We start from the raw sequence: 18911 nt of genomic DNA, 5'->3' as shown, positions 1-18911 counted from the left end.
ATGAGCCCACACAAAAAAACCGCCCGGAGGGCGGCTTTTCTGTGTGCGTGAAGCCTTTTTTGCTATGCCCCAAACAGCCCTTTGAAGAAATAGAAGAACAGGATTGAGAGCAGCGCACCGGCGGGCAGGGTGACGACCCAAGAGGTGAAGATGGTGCTGATTACACGCAGGTTCAGAGAGCCAATGCCGCGGGCCATGCCGACGCCCAAGACCGCGCCCACCAGGGTGTGAGTGGTGGAAATGGGCAGGCCGGTGCTGGAGGCCAGCACCACGGTGGTGGCGGCGCCCAGCTCGGCGGCGAAGCCACGGGATGGGGTGAGCTCGGTAATCTTTTTGCCTACAGTGGCCATCACTCGGGCGCCGAAAATCGCTAGCCCAAAGACGATACCCATGGCCCCGACCAAAAGAATCCAGCTGGGCATTTCTGCTTTGGCGCCGATTTCGCCGCCGGACGCCAGTACGCTGTTGATGGCGGCCAGCGGGCCGACGGCGTTGGCTACATCGTTGGAGCCGTGGGCAAACGCCATGGCGCAGGCGGTGAAGATCATGAGTACCGCAAACACGCGCTCCACAGAGCTGAACCGGAAGTCTTTATCGGCTTCTGGGTCTGGTTCAACCCGACTCAGGAAGAAGCTTCCCAGTGCCATAACAACCGCGCCACCCAGCAGGGCCCACAGGAAACTGTGGAAGAAACTCAGTTCCAGACCGACGTGTTTCAACCCTTTGACCATGGTGACCATGGAAATAACAAAGCCCACCAAGAACATGTAGAAAGGGACGACTTTCTTGGCGCGTTCGAAGGGGTCGTCGTGGTTCAGTACCAACCGTTGCACGCTACGGATTAGGGCAAAGGAAATGATCCCGGCCAGCAGGGGCGAGGTGACCCAGCTAGCGACGATGGAGCCCACCTTGCCCCAGTGCACCGCGTCCATGCCCAAGCCTACGGCGGCAAAGCCGACGATGGCACCGACGATGGAATGGGTGGTGGAGACCGGCCAACCGAACCAGGACGCCACCATCAACCAGATACCGGCGGCCAGCAATGCGGACATCATGCCGTAGACCAAGTATTGCGGGGCGTGGGAGAAGGCATCCGCATCGATGATGCCCTTGCGGATGGTGGCGGTGACTTCGCCGCCGGCCAGGTAGGCCCCGGCAAATTCAAAGATAATGGCGATGATAACCGCCTGCTTCACGGTGAGGGCCTTGGCTCCCACCGAGGTCCCCATGGCGTTGGCCACATCGTTGGCGCCAACGCCCCAAGCCATTAGGAACCCGAAGGCGCCCGCCAGCAGCAGCATGAAATAGCTATGCTCTAGCATCCACTCCATAAGAACTCTCCTAGCGTGCGACCAACATCTGCAGGCGGCCGCCCACTTTCTGGGCGCGATCGGCGAGATCGCCCACCCATTCGATGATCTTGTAGAGGAAGATGACGTCCACTGGTGATAGCTCGGTTTCCAGCTTGAACAGTGTGGCGCGAATGGTGACCTGTTGATCGTCGTTGGCCCGTTCCAGGCGGTCCAGTTCTTCGATCAGGTCTTCTATCATGCGAATTTCACGGCCACTGAAGCCGGTTTCGATAAGCTCATCCAGTTCGTTGATGGCTTTTTGGGCTTGGGCGGAGGTGTCGATGGCACCTTGTACATAGGCTTGCATTACGTCGGCCAAAACGGGAGGAATGGTCATCTGCCGGCCAAGCATGAGCCCGGAAATATCCTTAGCCTTATTCGCGACCTTGTCCTGCACGCTGATCAGTTCGAGCAGATCGGTGCGGGGCATGGGCAGAAATAGACTTTTGGGCAGGCTGAGACGGAACTCTTTTTTCAGCTCGTCGGCCTGGTTTTCCAGGTCGGCAATTCGCTGGCGAGCAGCGCGTGCCTTGTCCCAGTCGTTGGTCGTCACGGCGGCGAAGAAGTCCGCCAGCGTGCGTGCGCAGTCGTGGACGGTATCGTAGTGTTTTTGCAGGGGCTTGATTGGTGAGCGGCCGAAGAGGCCGGCAATGGAGCTTCCAAAGGACATAGGCGCCTCGGGTCCAAGGGTTAGGGTTGGGAGCAGCTGCCCATCATGCCGCTATTCGCTGCTGGCGGGTAGCCGCGGCAAGACGGTGACAACGGTGTCGCCGTTCCGGCACTAATTGGGTCGCGAGTATAGAGAAAGCAGGCGGGGCTGTCAGGGGGTCAATGTTAGGGGTACAGTAAAGATGCTGATGGGTCGCTACGGCCTACGCCAGAATAATGAGATGGCTCGGCTTGCCACAGGTGGTGTTTTGCCGTGTGGCGCAGGCCAATAGAGCCCCGGGTAGAGTTGGAGAGTATAGAAAGTGAAGAAAGTGACGGTTAGCGCTCCTGGGGATGCCCCTAAGCTGGACGGCCTTCTGGTTGATGTGCGCTGGTTGATGCGTGAATTGCTGGATGAAGGGCGCGTCAGTCAGGAGGACTTTAACGTGATCTCCACGACGCCGCGGGAAAAGAAAGAATTGAACTGGCACCCTATTCAGGTGCTGGCTAAGTACCGCCTTACCGATCGCACCAATACCCACCAGCTTTTGGATGTGGACTTTCTGACTCATTGGCTATCAGAAAAAAGCGGCTTGCCGGTGTACAGCATTGATCCGCTTAAAGTGCATGTGGATCAGGTGACCAATGTAATGAGTTACGCCTTCGCTGAACGCCACGGTATTGTGGCGGTGGAGGTGCATCGCGATAAGGTGGTGGTGGCCTGCGACCAGCCGTTCGTGCGCGGCTGGCAGCCGCATTTGCAACAGGTGCTGCGCGATCGTGAGCTGGAAGTGGTGTTGGTTAATCCGGAGCAAATGCGCCGCTACCGGATTGAGTTCTATAACCTGAGCCGCTCCATTGCAGGGGCGACCGGCAACACCGGGCAGGAAATGTCGGGCATTACCAACTTCGAGCAGCTACTCGAAGTGGGCAAAGGGCACCACGATGCGGACGACCAGCATATCGTTAACATTGTGGACTGGATTCTGCAGTATGCGTTTTCCCAGCGCGCCAGCGATATCCACCTGGAGCCACGCCGGGAAACCGGCAAGATGCGCTTTCGCATTGATGGTGTGCTGCATGATGTGTATGAATTGCCGGCGGCCATTATGGCGGCGGTGACTAGCCGGCTAAAGATTCTTAGCCGTTTAAATGTGGCGGAAAAGCGTAAACCCCAGGATGGTCGCTTAAAGACCAAATCGCCGGAAGGGGATGAGATTGAGCTGCGGATTTCTACTCTGCCCACCGTGTTCGGTGAAAAGATGGTGATGCGGGTGTTCGACCCGGATGTACTGGTGCGTAGCTTCGAGCAGTTGGGTTTTAGCAAGGAGGATCACGATACCTGGCACCAGATGACCAGCCACCCCCATGGCATTATTTTTGTCACCGGCCCCACCGGGTCGGGGAAAACCACCACGCTGTATTCTACGCTCAAGCAGTTGGCCACCAGCGAAGTGAATGTTTGCACCATCGAAGACCCCATCGAAATGGTGGAGTCCAGTTTTAACCAGATGCAAATTCAGGCCAATATTGATGTGGACTTTGCCCAAGGCGTGAAGGCCATGCTGCGCCAAGACCCGGATATCATCATGATTGGTGAGATTCGCGACTTGCAGACTGCGGACATGGCCATTCAGGCTGCCCTCACCGGCCACCTGGTGCTGTCGACCCTGCATACCAATGACGCGCCATCGTCCGTCACCCGGTTGATCGACCTAGGCGTGGCGCCTTATATGATTAGCGCCACGGTGCTGGGTGTGATGGCGCAACGGCTGGTGCGAACGCTGTGCCCGAACTGCAAGACGGCCACCGAAACCGACCCGCAAGCCTGGGAGGAGCTGGTTCGTCCTTTCAAGATGAAGATGCCGGCAACGCTGTATCAGCCGGTGGGTTGCTTGGAATGTCGAGGGACTGGGTATCGAGGCCGGATGGGGGTGTATGAAACCATGCCCCTGCGCACTACCCTGAAAAACCACATCACCCGTGGCGCCGACCTGGAAACCCTGACCCGGGCCTCACTCAAAGAAGGCATGAAACCCCTGCGAATCAGTGGCGCCATAAAAGTGGCCAAGGGGCTGACGACCATTGAAGAGGTTATGCGGGTGACGCCCTCCCACGATATTTTGATGGGATAGCGCTGCATCAATCGCGGCAGCAATAAGGAGGGCGCGCGGGCGAGAATGTTCTGGGTTTGCCCTGAGGGGCCCAAGTTCCAGCGCTGGGCTCCGTTGGTTGCCCTGTCTTCAACGCCATTTTTCCGTCTCGCGGTTTGACGCTTGCAGCGTATAGCTTGGTTCTGCCGCTTGTAGCTTTGCCTTTGCCGTACGACAATAGCCGCCCATGAGTGAACCCCAATACGATTCTCTGCCGGATGAACTGTCGGTGCTGGTTAGTCAGCACTGGCAGCATTTTATTGAATCCGGACACCGTATCCCCGATGCCTTGTTGGTCGATCTGCCCCGTGTGTGGGCAGGATCGGACTATGTTGCTGCTCAGTTTCAGCGAGATCCGGGGTTGGGAGAGTGGCTGCAGGCCAGTGATCTAACCCAAGCTCTGGCGCCTGCGTCCTTGAAAGAAGAAGTGCGCGCGCTGTTGGCTGAATGTGATGATGAAGACAGCCTCAAGCGGGCCCTGCGCCGTTTGCGTCACCGCCACATGGTGCGCATTATTTGGCGGGACCTGGCCAGGATAGGCGATTACCACAGTGCCGTGGCCGACTTGTCGCTGCTGGCCGATACGCTCATTGATGAAGCGCTGACCGTATTGTATGGCTGGGCCTGTGAGCGTTGCGGCACCCCGCTGGGGCCGGATGGCACGCCGGTCCGGCTGGTGGTGCTGGCCATGGGCAAGCTGGGCGCTCACGAGTTAAATTTGTCTTCCGATATCGACCTGATTTTTGCCTACGAGCACGAGGGTGAAATCGAAGGTGAACGCCGGGCGCTAACCCACCACCAATTCTTTGTGCGTTTGGGCCAGCAGTTAATTAAGGCGCTGGATCAGACAACCGCAGACGGCTTCGTTTTCCGGGTGGATATGCGTCTGCGCCCTTGGGGCAAGAGCGGTGTTTTGGCCATCGGCTTCGATGCCATGGAGGGTTACTACGAAACCCAGGGCCGCGAATGGGAGCGCTATGCGCTGATCAAGATGCGCCCGATGGCGGGCGATTTGGAGGCCGGCGGCCGCTTGATCAAACGCTTAAATCCCTTTGTCTATCGTCGTTATATCGACTACGGCGCGTTCCAGTCCCTGCGAGAAATGAAATCCCTGATCGAGAGGGAAGTGAATCGTAAGGGGATGCAGGCGGATGTGAAGCTGGGTGCAGGCGGCATTCGTGAAGTGGAATTTATTGTTCAGGCATTCCAGCTGATTCGCGGTGGCCAGTTGCCTGATCTACGTGAGCCGAATTTAATCAAAGTGCTGCCACAGCTGGTGGCGCTGGAGCTGTTGCCCGAAGATGTGGCCGACGAGTTGACTGAGGCGTATCTGTTTCTGCGCGATGTGGAGCATCGTTTACAGGCGGTGGCGGATAAGCAGACTCAGCGGCTGCCCGATGATGAGCTGGGCTGGCAGCGCTTGACCTATGCCATGGGCTTTTCCGCTCGGGCAGCGTTTGAGCGCAAGCTGCGTCGCTACCGGGAAAGTGTGCGCCATCATTTTAGCCAAGTGATTGCCGACCCGGAACAAGAGACCGATGCTGCCCAAGGTGCTGATCAGGAGCTGCTCGATTTGTGGTTGGGGGCGTTGGATGAGGATGCAGCGCAGGCTCAACTCAGTGCTATCGGGGTGCTGGATGCTCAGGCTGTGTACGCTAGGCTGAGCGACTTCCGCGATAGCCGAGCGGTGGAGAATATGCAGGCCATCAGCCGGCAGCGGCTGGATCGGTTGATGCCATTAATGCTCGAAGCGCTGGGTTACCAGGGGCACGGTGATACGACAGCGGGGCGCTTGATCGCTTTTGTGGAGGCGGTGCTGCGCCGCAGCGCCTACATAGCCTTGTTGGTGGAAAACCCCAGCGCATTGACACAGCTTGTGAAACTGTCCGGTGCTAGCCCTTGGATTGCCGAGCGGCTTACCCGTCACCCTGTATTGCTCGATGAGCTTCTCGATGTACGCACCCTCTACTCGCCACCGGAGCGGGCGGAGTTGGATGACGAGCTGCGTCAGCAGCTGCTGCGGGTGGCTGAGGACGATTTGGAACAGCAGATGGAAGTGCTGCGTAACTTCAAGCAGGCCCATCTGTTGCGGGTAGCGGCGTCGGAAGTCACCGAAGTATTGCCGTTGATGAAAGTGAGTGATTACCTGACTTGGCTGGCCGAAAGCATTCTTAACCAGGTGGTGATGTTGGCCTGGGAGCCGATGGTGGAGCGCCATGGCCGCCCATCACGCGATGATGGCCAGCCCTGTAGCCCGGATTTTGTGGTGGTGGGTTACGGCAAGCTGGGGGGGATCGAGCTGGGACATAACTCCGATCTGGATCTGGTGTTCCTGCATGATGCGGCCAGCGGTGGTATGACTGACGGGGAAAAATCCGTTTCCAATGAGCAGTTCTATGCCCGCCTGGGACAGCGCATCGTGCATATCATCGGCACGCGTACCATGAGCGGCCAGCTCTATGAGGTGGATACCCGCCTGCGTCCGTCCGGTAGTGCCGGCCTGTTGGTGAGCTCCATGGATGCGTTCGAAAAATACCAGCGCAATGATGCCTGGACCTGGGAGCATCAGGCGCTGGTTCGCGCCCGGGTCGTGGCTGGCTGTAGCCGTGCCCGTAATCGCTTTAACGATATTCGCCATCAGGTGCTGTGCGATTCACGTCCGCAGGAGAAACTCCGCGAGGATGTGCTGGCCATGCGCACCAAGATGGTGGATCACCTGGCCGACAAAAGCCCGGACACTTTTCACCTCAAGCAGGATCCTGGTGGTATCGTTGATATCGAATTTATGGTGCAATACGGGGTTCTGAGATGGGCCTCCTCCCACGGTGAACTCACCCGCTTCACCGATAATGTGCGCTTGCTGGAAACACTGGCCGCACTGGACATTATGTCGGCTCAAGATGCTGGCCTGCTGCGGGAAGCCTATCTGGCTTATCGGTCCGCGGCTCATCGCGCTTCGTTGCGCAAAGAAAAATCCATTGTCGACGACACTCAATTCCGCGATTTGCGTGAAGGCGTTCGAACGATTTGGAAGCATTGGTTCGACCTGTAGGGCGTTCGCTCAAAGGTCCTTAGTCTGGGAGTATCACTGCATGTCGATGGCTGTAAGAGACGGTTTTATCTGGTTGGATGGTGAGTTGGTTCCCTGGGAGGATGCCAAGGTGCACGTCCTCACGCATACCCTGCATTATGGCATGGGCGTGTTCGAAGGGGTGCGGGCCTACGAAACAGATCGTGGCCCAGCGGTTTTTCGCCTGGAGGATCACACCGACCGGTTTTTCAACAGTGCGCATATCCTCAACATGAAGCTGCCCTTCAATAAAGAGCAGATCAACGAGGCGCACCTGTCAGCGATTCGCGAAAATAATTTGCCCCACGCCTACCTGCGCCCGATGGCGTTTTACGGCAGTGAAGGCATGGGTTTGCGTGCTCACAACCTGAAAGTGCACGTGATGGTGGCAGCCTGGGAATGGCCGTCCTACATGTCGCCGGAGGCGCTGGAATTGGGCATTAAGGTGCGCACCTCCAGCTATACCCGTCACCACGTGAACATCACCATGTGTAAGGCGAAAGCCAACGGCAACTACATGAATTCCATGCTGGCGCTGAACGAAGCCCTGTCCGGCGGCGCAGATGAAGCCTTGCTGTTGGATAACGAAGGTTACGTAGCGGAAGGTTCCGGCGAGAATGTGTTCCTGGTTCGCGACGGCATCGTTTATACCCCGGAACTGACCTCTTGCCTGGATGGGATTACTCGTAAAACGATCATCCAATTGGCTGAAGAGCGCGGTTACCCGGTGCGTGAAAAACGTATTACCCGTGACGAGCTCTACATTGCCGACGAAGCCTTCTTCACCGGTACCGCCGCTGAAGTTATGCCGATTCGCGAACTGGATGGCCGTATTATCGGCGCAGGCAAGCGCGGCCCGGTAACCGAGCAATTGCAGGCTGTGTATTTTGATCTGGTGCGCGGCAAGCTGGATGATGACTACGGAGACTGGCTCACTTACGTGAGCTGAACAGGCGGATGCCGGCTACCTTGACCGACTCGCCCTCCGCCATCCTTGTCGTCGGCCCGTCCTGGGTTGGCGACATGGTGATGGCGCAAACGCTGTTTTCCGAACTGCGTCATCAATACCCCGATTGTGCTATCGATGTGCTGGCGCCGACCTGGTGCCGGCCGCTGCTGTCACGCATGCCTGAAGTGCGTGAGGCCCTGGCGTTGCCGTTTGATCATGGCGATTTGCGTCTTGGTGAGCGGCACGCACTGGGGAAATCCCTGCGCGGCCACTATCAGCAAAGTTATGTGCTGCCCAATTCGCTCAAGTCTGCGCTGGTGCCGTTTTCGGCGAAGGTCCCGGTGCGCACCGGCTGGCGCGGCGAAATGCGCTATGGTCTGCTCAACGATGTGCGCAAACTGGACAAGGAGCGCTACCCCTTGATGGTGCAGCGTTTTGTGGCGCTGGCGTTGCCGGCAGGGGCACCGGTTCCGGGGCTGGAAGACATTACCGCCCCGCACTTGCAGGTCAGTGACGATTCGCGCAATGGGGCCATGGCGGCGCATAATCTGAACCTGGACCGTCCGGTGCTGGGGCTGTGTCCCGGGGCTGAATTCGGTCCGGCCAAACGCTGGCCAGAGCATCATTATGCCGCAGTGGCCCAGCACTGGATCGAGCGTGGCGGGCAGGTGTGGATCTTCGGTTCCGGTAAAGACCAGCCCGTGGCGGATATGATCGTCGGGGCGCTGGAGAACGGTGCGGATGAGCATGCGGTGGTGCTGGCGGGGAACACGTCCCTGGAGCAGGCCGTGGATTTGCTGTCAGCGACCATGGCGGTGGTCAGCAATGATTCTGGCCTGATGCATATTGCGGCCGCTCTGAAGCGGCCACTGGTAGCCGTATACGGCTCAACGTCTCCCGGCTTTACGCCTCCCTTGGGTGATCGGGTAGCAGTGGTACGATTGGGGCTGGAGTGTAGCCCCTGTTTCGAGCGTGAATGCCCGCTGGGCCACCTGAATTGTTTGCGTCAGTTGCCGCCCATGAAGGTGATTGACTCGTTGGGGATATTGGTAGGAGATGAGTAATCCAATGGAATTGAATGGCAATTACATTCACCCCCACTGGCGATTGACGTTGAATGGGCTTGGTCTGAACACGATTGCGGATTGGTTGGCGTTAGACAAGACGCTGGTCGACGAGCCCAACCAGCGAGGGCGTGGGATCAGCCAAGTATTCCAGGCAAACGTGGTTGGGGCTGGAGGGGAACCGGTAACCGTTTATATCAAGCATCAGCGTAACTATGTGCGACGTACTGTGCTGCACCCCATCACCGGGCAAGCCACTTTGTATCAGGAATACATAGCCCTGATGCGTTGCTGGCAAGCGGGTGTGCCGGTAGCGGAGCCATTGTTTTTTGCTGTGAACTCGCAAGGTGGAAATCATGAAGCCATGTTGGTCAGCATTAACTTGGCTGGCTTTCAGAGCCTTGATCAAATCGATTTGGGTGCGTTATCCCCTGGGAGACGATTTACGTTAATACGTGATGTGGCCTCAGTGGTGCGCTTGCTTCATGAGCGTGGTTTGGTTCACCAGAATTTGTATCCCAAGCATATTTTTGTTGCTTGGTGTGAAAAACAGCAACGCTATGATGTGCGTTTCATTGATATGGAACGCTGTCGGCCTCACTACCAGCGCTGGCAGCCCCGTCTACGTGATCTGGAGACGTTGGCAAGACGAGCGAAAGGTTTTTCTGCCCGTGACAGGGTGCGGTTTTTAAGAGCGTATCTTGACCGACCGCTGGCAGATAGCGATGGGAGATCACTCGTTGCCCGCATGGAGCGTAAGTTCAAGTTAAGGAGCGCCTGATCAATGCGTTTGCTTTTGATCAAGACCTCTTCCATGGGCGATGTGATTCATGCCTTGCCTGCATTGACTGATGCGCTAGTGGCCTTTCCCTCGTTAAAGGTGGATTGGGTTGTGGAAGACAGCTTTGCCGACCTGGCCATCCGCCATCCTGCGGTTAATACAGTTATTCCATGTGCCTTGCGCCGCTGGCGGAAGCACCCCATCAAGGCGCGTCGCTCCGGGGAGTGGGCTGCCTTTAATGCCGCCGTTCAGTCAAACTCCTATGATGCGGTAATTGATGCCCAAGGCTTGCTGAAAAGCGCGTTCGTTACGCGCCTCTCCCGTGGTCCAAAATACGGTTTTGATAAGCACTCTGCGCGTGAGGGGCTGTCGGCCAGGGTGCTGGATCATCCGCTGCCTGTGGCCCGTGGCCAGCACGCCATTGAGCGGGTTCGTCAGTTGTTTTCCCAGGCTCTGAATTACCCCCTTGCCGATACTGCGCCAGACTATGGGTTACCCCGTGAGCATGTGCCAGCGCCCTTGAGTGAGCCGGCAGAGCTGGTGTTCTGTCATGGCACGACTTGGGCCACCAAACATTATCCGGAAGCGTTCTGGCGCCAGCTTCTCGAGCTGGCCAGCGGCGACGGCCACCGTGTCCATTTGCCCTGGGGCAACGACGAAGAAAAAGCCCGCGCCGAGCGGCTGGCCGCCGGGCTGGAGCGCGTTTGTGTGCTGCCGAAGATGGGTCTGGATGCGCTGACCGACAAGTTGTTGAGCTGGGATGCCTTTATCGCCGTAGACACTGGCCTGGCGCATCTGGCTGCCGCTGCCGGCTTGCCGGGTGTGGCGCTTTATGGTCCAACGGACCCGGTGCTGACCGGTGTGCAAGGCATGCGTGCTTCGTCATTGGCGGCGGATTTTCCCTGCGCGCCCTGCGTGCAGGGAAAATGCACCTATCGGGGAGAGTTAGGCAAGGGGGTAGAACCTCCTTGCTTTAGCAGTCTCAAGCCAAAACAGGTCTGGCAGCAACTGTTACGGGTGGCCTCATGAAGCTGGCGTTTGTGCTGTTCGAGTATTTCCCGTTCGGCGGGTTGCAACGGGATATGTTGGCTATTGCCCAAGCCTCTGTGGCACGGGGTCATCAGGTCACCATTTTTACCCGAGACTGGGACGGTGAAAAACCAACGGATATTACTGTGCATTTGTTGCCGGTGACGGCCGGCAGCAATCACCGGCGTGACGTGCAGTTTGCAGGCCAGGTGAGTGAGTTGTGGGCGGATTTTGACCTGAGAGTAGGGTTTAACAAAATGCCTGGGCTGGATTGGTATTATGCTGCGGATGGCTGTCTTTCCGAGCGTTACTCTTGGCCGCGTTCCTGGTTACCGCGTTATCGCAGCAAACTGGATATGGAGCATGCGGTTTTTGCACAGGATAGCACTACTCGTATTTTGTCCATTTCTCCGCCCCAGAAATCCCTGTTTCAGGATCACTACGGTACCGCCGAACAACGATTTGTCGATTTGCCACCAGGCATTCGCCGTGACCGGGTGCTGCCTGAGTGTTATGAGTCGGTGCGTATGGCGCATCGGGAAAAATTGGATCTGGCTGATCAGGAATCGATGCTGTTGTTTGTGGGTTCCGGTTTTCGTACCAAGGGCCTGGATCGTGCCATTCATGTGCTGGCGGCGCTGCCAGGGGCGCAACTGTTTGTAGTGGGCGATGACCGCCCTGAGCGTTTTGCCGCGCTGGCGCGCCGGCTGGGTGTAATGTCGCGCCTGCATTTCATGGGTGGGCAGGACAATGTGCCGGAGTGGCTCTGGTCTGCGGATTTGCTGCTGCATCTCGCCTATGCGGAAAACACCGGGACGGTATTACTTGAGGCTGCCATTGCCGGGTTGCCGGTTTTGACCACGCAGGCATGCGGCTATTCACCGTACATCGAGCAGGCGGCCATGGGCCAGGTAATGAATGACAATGCGTCGCTTGCCATGATGGCCTTGGCAGCCAAGGGGCTTCTGATGCAGGGGCGTGATGACTGGCGGCAACGGGGACGGGCATTTGCGGCCAGTGCAGATATTTATGACCTGGTGGAGCATGCGGTGTCCGCAGTGGAAGCGGGCGACGGCGGGGAGCAGGAATGAGCAAGATGCTGCGTGAGGATCTGGCGGCGGCCTGGGCCGGTAAGGACCCGTTTGAGCAGGCAGCCCGACAACAAGGGGATATTTTCCGGGAACGTGAAGGGCGCAGAACGCTACGTTTTTTCCATGCCGGGAAAGGTTATTTCCTCAAGTACCATGGCGGGATTGGATGGCGTGAAATCTTCAAGAATCTCGCTCAGGGGAAATTGCCTGTGCTTGGTGCCATGCAGGAAGTGCGTGCGATTGATGCTGTTCGGGCCGCAGGGCTGGATACGATGACGGTGGCAGGGTATGGCTGCCGTGGCCACAATCCGTCTCGTCAGGAATCGTTTCTGGTCACGGATGAGCTGGCCGATACCTTGAGTCTGGAGGAAGTAGGCGAAAGCTGGCTTGAGGCAGGAGAAGTTCCTGTAGGCTTCAAGCGCGAGCTGATTCGTCGGGTGGCTGCTATCGCCCGCCGTATGCATGACGCCGGCATTAATCACCGTGATTTTTATCTGGCCCACTTTTTGATGCCGGCCCCCGCGGTGCACGCCAGGGATGAAACCGCGCCTCTTTTCCTGATCGATCTGCACCGTTCCCAGGTGCGAGGGGCGGTTCCTCAACGATGGCGAGTCAAGGATTTGGGGGGGTTGTATTTCTCCACTGCCCGGTACGGGATGACGCGAAGAGATGTTCTGCGCTTTGTGCGTGAGTACAGTGGCCTGTCTTTACGTGACGTGTTGACGGAAAAATCTGCCCTGCTGGCCGCCAGTCAGCGCGAAGGTGAAAAAATTTATCGTCGCTATTATGAAAAAAAACCACAATTTCCGCTGCAGTTTAATGCGCACCCGGGGAAGGATATATGAGCACGGGGTTTTCCGTTGTCATTCCTGCCTATAACTATGGCCACTGCATCGAGCGGGCGGTGCAGTCGGTATTGAACCAGTCTTATTCTGATTTTGAGGTGTTGGTGATCAATGATGGCTCTACCGATAACACCGATACGGTGATGCAGTCGCTGTCTGAGCAGAATAGTTCCCGGCTGTCTTATGTTCGGCAGAACAATCAAGGGCTGTCCGCAGTACGGAATCGGGGCGTGGAGGAAGCGGTTTTTTCCTGGCTAGTTTTCCTGGATGCTGATGATGAAATGTGCTCTGGGGCATTGGCAGCACTGGATCAATGCGCACAAGGAAACCCTCAAGCACGACTCCTTATCGGTGGCCATCTTTCATGTAGCCAGGAAGGGTGTGACGAAATTCGGCCATGGCCCGCATCGGATGATTGCCAGAAGAATTTCTCTGAATATCTGGGCAAGAAATTGACCATCTCAAATGGCGCGTGCGCGATGCATCGGACGTTATTTGCATCTGTGCGCTATGACCGTGAGTTGCGTCATACAGAGGATTTGCCCGTGTTTGCCCATGTGCTGGCCAATTATCCGGTGGCCACTACTCCGGAGCCCATTGCCAAAATTCACAAGCATGAAGACAGTATGCGCCATGATGTGAGCGCGGCCTTGGCGGTGGGCATGTCTCTGGAAAGCCGGATTTTTGATAACAATGGTCTGCCCGAATGGGCCCAGGCAATGCGCAAGAGCTATCGTGTGCGTAGATTACTTTCATTGGTGAAAATCTGTGATCGAGCCGGAAGTTATGGTGATGTGCGTCATTTGTACCGACAGCTTTTTCGTGAGGCTCCCCTGGCCGCTTTGCGGCCTCGCTATTTGCGCCGCTTACTCAAGAGCCTGATTAAGAAATGATCACGCTGTCAGCTTTGCAGCATTGGTGCTGGAATGACGCAGAACCGTTCTCGGTGGATATGAGTGAAGGGCGGTTGGTTGCTGACGATATTTTGCGGCACCTGCCCGGAAAGCGATTGGTGGTGCAGGGGCAGTGGCAAGGGCAGAAGGTGATTGCCAAGCTGTTCTTCAATGACAGCAAAGCCGCCGGGCGGCATGAATATGCCTTGCTGGAAACCCTGGCGGGCCAGGGTGTCTGTGTGCCTGAGGCCTTGGCATTGCTGGAGCAGGATAATCATGCAGTCTTGCTGATGGAGCCCGTGTCAGGGGCGGGGCTGGAGGCATTGCTTACTGACAGGGTTGATCTGCCCCTGTTGAGAACATTGCTGGATACCGTATGGAATCTGTATGAGGCCGGATGGATACAAACTGATCTGCATCTGGGGAATTTCCTGGTCAGGGATGATGGTGGGGTCGTTTGCCTGGATGCCGGGGCGATAAAGCCGGTTCCTTCACGGGGCGCAGCTGCACTGGTAGACAACCTGGCCCTGATGTGTGCCCAAGCGGCATTGGCGTTGCAGGCCTCACTGATTCAGGAATGCCTTGATTTCATGAAACATCACGGCGTGGACAGTCGTGATTTTGAAAAGCGCTGTCGGTACGCCCTGCACAGACGAATGGTACAGGCAGACCGAAAGTTTCAGCGGAACTGTTCGGCAATCCGCGTGGAGTCGATCAAGGACGGTGTTGTCTACAGTGTTCGTGCCGGTAGGAACGATTTAGACGCGTGGTTGACGTATTGCGAGCATCCAGAGGTCTTGCCTTTTTTGAAGAAAGGCAGTCGTGTCAGTGTTTACGCAAATAAAAACTGGGTGGTAAAGCATTATCGGGAAGCGGGCCTGAAAGCACGTTTTAAACAGAAAATGAAATGCTCCCGTGGAATGATCAGCTGGCGCCAGGGTTGGTTGTGGGCCCTGCTGGGTATCCCAACGCCATGCCCGGTTATGCTGGTTGAATTTACTCAAGGGGAGCGAGCCGGGACCAGTGTCATTGTTTTTCCCAAACTGGAGTCGAAAGCCCTGAGCCAGGTGATGGAGCAGCAGCGTAACCGGGCGCAACGTCTGGCGGTGGATGTGCGCCTGTGGCTGGATCGCTTCCTCTGGGCGGGGATCAGTCATGGAGACATGAAGGCGCAGAATATTCTGGTGGATGAAGCGGACAAGCTCAGCTTTATTGATCTTGATGGCGCAGGATTTAGTTCTCGTGCACGCTGGGCTCAAGTAAAAAACCAAAAAGACAAGTTGCGGTTCGAGAAGAACTGGGAGCAATTTCGGTAGCCATGATAAAAACACGCTTATGGTCAGTGGAAAACCCGAAGTCCCTTGCCATGGTGGCAGTGATAGGGAGTCTGGTTGTTTCCTTGCTGGCATTTATGACAGACCCGGTTTTGAACCGGGATGGGATGCTGTACATCGATCTGGCGAAACAAATAGCGGCTGGGGAAATTGAAGGAAGCGTAACCGCTACCTTTAACTGGCCGTTCTTTTCCTGGTTTCTAGCGGGTGTCATAAAGGTAAGTCCGTGGTCGGCGCTAACCTCTGCGATGATAGTGACTTCTCTCTTTGCGGCTGGAACTACTGCGCTGATGGTTTTGCTCTTGTCGCGGGTGGCGCAGGCGCCGGGGTGGTTGATATTGCTTTTCGTTCTGGCGCTGCCTGCCTTGAATGAATATCGGGCATCGGTGTTGAGAGACTGGCCTGCCTGGTGTTTCTCTTTGCTGGCCATTTATTCCTGGTTGCGTTATCAGGACAAGGCCTCTGTGTGGTGGTTGCTGTCGTGCTTTTGTGCCCTTGCCCTTGGGGTGCTCTGTCGTCTCGAAGTCGGTGCTGTGGCTATTGGTCTGGCGTTGGCAGGGCTGCTGATGCCGGAAAGAAACTGGAAGAAAATGGCTGGGTTCTATGTGGTGCCCGCAGTCGGAATGCTCGGGCTTCTGCTCTTTCTGACTTTTAGTGACAGTGGTGCTGTGGGCAGGGTTCTTCATTACTTGGATGCGCTGAATATCGCTGATCGCTATCAGGAGTTTCAGCGCTATGGTGATTTGCTTGCTGGAGCCGTTCTGAACAAGTTTTCAGATGAGTATGGTAGCCAGATTCTGTTCTGGGGGCTGATGACGATTGTTCCCAGCAAATTATTGATGCTGATGGGAGCTCTGGTGCTGGCCGTTTTTCTAAGGCCCGTTGATTGGAAGAGTGGGGATCGCACTACCTATTTGGTGTTGTTCTATTTGTGGTTGGCAGTGTTGGTAATCTTTCTGGTGACCAGTTTGTTCTTGTCCTCCCGTTACGTGGTGTTTGCTGCTCTGATGTTTTTACCGTTCCTTTGGGTTCGGTTTTCACAGGCTTACCTTGGCGGAAGTGCCGTTTTCAGGCGGACGAGTGTGGTGGTTTTGGCCTTGTCTGCGTTGGCGACGTCCATCAGCAGTACAGGGCATGAAAAGGCCGCTCTGAGGGGCGCGGGGGACTGGTTGGCCGCGCGTTCTGATCGTGTGGTTTACATCAATGATGGGCAGGTGAGTTTCTATGCTGATCAAGGGTATTTCAGCTATGACGTTGAGCCGCCGTTTCCGGTAACGGTGGCGCCGGGTAGTTTGCTGGCATGGCGCGTGGACCGGACTGAGCAGGAACAGCTATTAGCCTCTCACCACTCTCGTTTCTCTCTGGAAAAAGTCTTCGACAGTGACGGCGATGATGTGGTGGTGGTATTGGCCAGACAATAAGCGACTTGATCGTTATCGGTACGGAGATTGCCCGTCCCGCTGATGCTTGAACCGCTTGTGCACCCACAGATACTGCTCCGGGTACTTGCGCACGTAGCCTTCGATAGTGCTATTGATGCGAGCGGTGTCCTGTTCATCGTCACCGCAGGGAAAGTCTTCCAGCGCCGGGCCGAATTCGATCTCGTAGCGCCCGCCGGGTAGGCGGTAGTGCGCGCAGGGAATGACGGCGGCCTTGCCCATGCGGGCGATGCGGCTGGTGGCGGTAATGGTCGCTGCGGGCACGCCAAAAAAAGGCACAAATACCGCGTGGGCGGTGCCGTAATCCTGATCCGGGGCATACCACACTATGTCTCCCTTTCTGAGCAAGCGAACGATATGTCGAATATCTGTGCGCTTAACGATGCCTTTCATGTAGTTCAGGCGTCCCTTATTGATCAAGCGATCAATCACCAGGTTATCGTTGGGGCGATAGACTGCATTCATATCAAATGCGCAACTCAGTAACCGCGACCCCACATCTATGCTGTTGAAATGCATGCCCAGTAACAACACCCCTTGCCCTGCGGCCTGGGCATTGCGGACATGCTCTAAGCCATTGATAGTCAGGCGGTTATTAAGGTTGATGCGGTGGTTGCTGAAGCTTCCGGCCATTTCCAGAATGGCTTCGCCGGTGCTGACCATGCAGCGCCTGGCTAAGGTTTCTTGCTCTTCGGCACTTAATTCTGGGAAGCAAAACCGAATGTTGGTCTGAACAACATGGCGGCGTTTTTTTGTCAGATGCCAGGCAAGGTGGCCCAGTCCACGACCCGCGGCCAATAAAACAGTCCACGGTAGCTGGCCGACTAGCCAGAATAGCCCGACGCCTAGCCAGCTAGGGTATAGGCGCGGATCGGAGAGGCGTGAAGGTCGGTTGGTGCGTTTTCCCATGGTAATCTCAACGACTGTTGGGATGGATGCTTGGGCGCTCGCTGAGTCGGGCCAGCAGAAGCGCTAAAGGGAGCCAAAGGCTAAGCCAGCTGGCATGGAATGGCACGAGTAGATATGCGCCGGCGGCGTAGGCCATACACAGGCCTGGCAGAACAGCAATGGTGTAGGCCGCACTGTCATGCCAGTTGATCTGGCGCTGCAGTAGGGCGGTCAGTGGGCTTACCCAACTGGCGATGAACAGCACCAGGCCGACCAATCCCAGCCCGTGAATCAATAGCAGAAAAATATTTCGGGGGTGAGCGAGGGTCTGTAGGTGAGAGCCGTTGTAGGCGAGCACTCCATTCAATGTTTCGTGATTCAGCCCGTTACCGATTAGGGGGTGAGCGAAGTAGTTGTTCACCGCCACACTGTGGCCACCTTGCACCATCAGGTAAAAGGCAGCGGCCAGCGGGATCAGGCTTAGCCAGCGGCGAGAGCTACGGGTAAGCAGCCAAGCGACAGCAAGCATGATGCACATTAACCCCAGAGGCAAAGAGGCTAGGCAAAGAAACACAAAGCCGACCCCGGCACCAACCAAGCGGCGGGCGCCTTTGCCGGATGCCCCTTCTTCCATGCCCTGTGCCAGAAGAATGAACGTCGGTGCCACCATGGCCATCAGTGCCAGGGAGGGGTCAAGAGAAGGCATGCGAAAAATCAGGTTTGCCGGTTCGCTGAACAGGGGGCTGCTGAATGGCTGAGTGGTGTAGTAGCTGACCATAACGATTGAAGACACAATCACGGCACACAGGGCGCCGTTGGCCATGGCTTGTTTAAAGGTGTTACGGAAATACAGGTGTAGCCAACGAAATAACCCCACGATCACCACAATCTGCACGACTCCGCGCACCGTGCGTGAGGAATTGGGTTCTTCTGCCCAAGCTAGGCTGAGCAAGGCCCAGGCGAGCAATAGATAAAGAGGAACAAGAAAAGGCGAGGTCATCAGGCGATGATCGCCACTGACTACGGCGCGGGTGAGCAGGGTTAGACCGGGCAAAAAGAAAAGCACATCTAGCACGTTAAGTAAGCCGATGCGGGAGCTGAACAGGAAGACACCGCTGAACATCACTGCAAATGATAATGTGAGCCACCAGCGTAGCCAGCGACCTTGCATGATGTTGGGGGGCAGTGGTGGCATAGCGTGTCCTGTTGCTTCTAAATTGGCCAAGGGTTAAGGGCTACTGAATGATACCCTGACAGCGAGGTGATGCGTAATTGCCGGGTGACACACTCACGCAGTCTTGTGGCGCGAAGTGTACTGTCTGAACCGGTTTGCCTCCACTGCTATGCTACAATTGCGGGCAATTCGGCTCTGTTG

Annotated in this window: 15 protein-coding genes; 11 read left to right on the top strand and 4 right to left on the bottom strand. The window is 56.5% G+C overall.

What is annotated here, in order from left to right; all coding sequences use genetic code 11:
• Window positions 1–62: 62 nt before the first annotated feature.
• The gene (locus tag AS19_RS11820; RefSeq protein WP_011589579.1) at window positions 63–1331 is read right to left on the bottom strand and encodes an inorganic phosphate transporter; all 1269 of its coding nucleotides are present in this window, start codon (window positions 1329–1331) and stop codon (window positions 63–65) included.
• Window positions 1332–1341: 10 nt separating this feature from the next.
• Window positions 1342–2022, bottom strand: a complete 681-nt coding sequence (locus AS19_RS11815) for a TIGR00153 family protein (protein ID WP_011589578.1) — start codon at window positions 2020–2022, stop codon at window positions 1342–1344.
• Window positions 2023–2323: 301 nt separating this feature from the next.
• Here AS19_RS11815 and AS19_RS11810 point away from each other — a divergent pair, with 301 nt between their 5' ends.
• The 11 genes from AS19_RS11810 to AS19_RS11760 all read left to right on the top strand — a co-directional run bounded on the left by AS19_RS11810 (window position 2324) and on the right by AS19_RS11760 (window position 16630).
• A complete protein-coding gene (locus AS19_RS11810) occupies window positions 2324–4135 on the top strand; it encodes a GspE/PulE family protein (protein WP_046962112.1) in 1812 nt (603 codons plus the stop codon).
• Window positions 4136–4340: 205 nt separating this feature from the next.
• On the top strand, window positions 4341–7205 hold the full coding sequence (glnE, locus tag AS19_RS11805) for a bifunctional [glutamate--ammonia ligase]-adenylyl-L-tyrosine phosphorylase/[glutamate--ammonia-ligase] adenylyltransferase (RefSeq protein WP_046962111.1): 2865 nt from the start codon (window positions 4341–4343) through the stop codon (window positions 7203–7205).
• 40 nt (window positions 7206–7245) lie between these two features.
• Window positions 7246–8172 (top strand): branched-chain amino acid transaminase, encoded by a 927-nt coding sequence (locus tag AS19_RS11800; RefSeq protein ID WP_035459583.1) that lies wholly within the window; start codon window positions 7246–7248, stop codon window positions 8170–8172.
• A gap of 8 nt (window positions 8173–8180) precedes the next feature.
• On the top strand, window positions 8181–9236 hold the full coding sequence (gene waaF, locus AS19_RS11795) for a lipopolysaccharide heptosyltransferase II (RefSeq protein ID WP_046962110.1): 1056 nt from the start codon (window positions 8181–8183) through the stop codon (window positions 9234–9236).
• A 4-nt stretch (window positions 9237–9240) separates the two neighbouring features.
• Window positions 9241–10017 carry a lipopolysaccharide kinase InaA family protein gene (locus AS19_RS11790; RefSeq protein ID WP_041705079.1) on the top strand — a complete coding sequence of 259 codons (777 nt, stop codon included), beginning with the start codon at window positions 9241–9243 and terminating at the stop codon, window positions 10015–10017.
• Window positions 10018–10020: 3 nt separating this feature from the next.
• Window positions 10021–11046: a lipopolysaccharide heptosyltransferase I gene (waaC, locus tag AS19_RS11785; RefSeq protein ID WP_011589572.1), complete on the top strand. Its 1026-nt coding sequence runs from the start codon at window positions 10021–10023 to the stop codon at window positions 11044–11046.
• Window positions 11043–12137 carry a glycosyltransferase family 4 protein gene (locus AS19_RS11780; RefSeq protein ID WP_011589571.1) on the top strand — a complete coding sequence of 365 codons (1095 nt, stop codon included), beginning with the start codon at window positions 11043–11045 and terminating at the stop codon, window positions 12135–12137. The genes waaC and AS19_RS11780 overlap by 4 nt, the downstream gene beginning before the upstream one ends.
• Complete coding sequence (gene rfaP / locus AS19_RS11775) at window positions 12134–12982, top strand: lipopolysaccharide core heptose(I) kinase RfaP (protein ID WP_011589570.1); 849 nt, start codon at window positions 12134–12136, stop codon at window positions 12980–12982. Before AS19_RS11780 ends, rfaP begins: the two co-directional genes overlap by 4 nt.
• Window positions 12979–13875 carry a glycosyltransferase family A protein gene (locus tag AS19_RS11770; protein WP_046962109.1) on the top strand — a complete coding sequence of 299 codons (897 nt, stop codon included), beginning with the start codon at window positions 12979–12981 and terminating at the stop codon, window positions 13873–13875. Before rfaP ends, AS19_RS11770 begins: the two co-directional genes overlap by 4 nt.
• On the top strand, window positions 13872–15191 hold the full coding sequence (locus AS19_RS11765) for a lipopolysaccharide kinase InaA family protein (RefSeq protein ID WP_046962108.1): 1320 nt from the start codon (window positions 13872–13874) through the stop codon (window positions 15189–15191). Before AS19_RS11770 ends, AS19_RS11765 begins: the two co-directional genes overlap by 4 nt.
• Window positions 15192–15193: 2 nt before the next feature.
• Window positions 15194–16630, top strand: coding sequence for a glycosyltransferase family 39 protein (locus AS19_RS11760; protein WP_046962107.1), 1437 nt, complete (start codon window positions 15194–15196; stop codon window positions 16628–16630).
• A gap of 12 nt (window positions 16631–16642) precedes the next feature.
• On the opposite strand, the gene lpxL is transcribed toward AS19_RS11760, so the two are convergent.
• Together lpxL and AS19_RS11750 are read right to left on the bottom strand one after the other, a co-directional pair.
• Entirely contained in the window at window positions 16643–17557 is a 915-nt protein-coding gene (gene lpxL / locus AS19_RS11755; RefSeq protein ID WP_046962106.1) for an LpxL/LpxP family Kdo(2)-lipid IV(A) lauroyl/palmitoleoyl acyltransferase, read from the bottom strand.
• A gap of 7 nt (window positions 17558–17564) precedes the next feature.
• Window positions 17565–18731, bottom strand: a complete 1167-nt coding sequence (locus tag AS19_RS11750; RefSeq protein ID WP_046962105.1) for a hypothetical protein — start codon at window positions 18729–18731, stop codon at window positions 17565–17567.
• Window positions 18732–18911: the final 180 nt, after the last annotated feature.

Source organism: Alcanivorax sp. NBRC 101098, from assembly GCF_001010505.1.
In the GTDB taxonomy this organism is placed as follows: Bacteria; Pseudomonadota; Gammaproteobacteria; order Pseudomonadales; family Alcanivoracaceae; genus Alcanivorax; species Alcanivorax borkumensis.
Note: the sequence above shows the minus strand (reverse complement) of the source record. Positions and strands in the feature narration are given on the sequence as shown.